Origin of the sequence: Verrucosispora sp. ts21 (assembly GCF_002879555.1) — a bacterium.
Classification (GTDB): domain Bacteria; phylum Actinomycetota; class Actinomycetes; order Mycobacteriales; family Micromonosporaceae; genus Micromonospora; species Micromonospora gifhornensis.
Map to the genome: position 1 here is coordinate 1 of NZ_PNOZ01000188.1, position 558 is coordinate 558.

The 558-nt window shown below is 74.7% G+C and carries 1 protein-coding gene; it reads right to left on the reverse strand.

The genetic code is table 11. The features are described from left to right. A partial coding sequence (locus C1A38_RS30465) for a ketoacyl-synthetase C-terminal extension domain-containing protein (RefSeq protein WP_286047615.1) occupies positions 1-508 on the reverse strand: 508 nt, incomplete at its 3' end. Positions 509-558: the final 50 nt, after the last annotated feature.

Consider the following 558-nt stretch of genomic DNA (forward strand, 5'->3'; position numbering starts at 1 on the left):
ACACCCCCACCAAACCCTCACCCATCCCCACCCACTGCGACCCCTGACCGGTGAAGGCGAAGACGGTCTTGCCGCTGGTGCGGGTGCCGCGGTGCACGGCGGGATGCGGACGGTCGTCGGCCAGGGCGAGCAGAGCCTGGCGCAGGTCGGCGGGTTGGGTGCCGAGGACGGCGGCGCGGTGCGTCAGGGCGGCGCGGCCGGTGGCGAGGGATCCGGCGACGTCGAGGGGGTCGGTGTCCGGGTCGGTGAGCAGGTCCGCGATGCGTCGGGCGGTGTCGGCCAGGGCGGCGGGCCCACGGGCGGACAGCAGCAGGGGTATGCGCTGCGGGCGTGGTTGCGCGGTGGGCTCGGCGACGGGTTCGGGTGCAGGGGCCTGTTCGAGGACGACGTGGGCGTTGGTGCCACCGAATCCGAAGGACGACACGGCCGCGCGGCGGGGACGACCGGTGTCGGGCCACTCCTGCCGGGACGACAGCAACCGCACCGCACCGGAGTCCCAGTCCACCATCGGCGACGGCACCTCACAGTGCAACGACCGCGGCGCCACCCCCGCCCGCA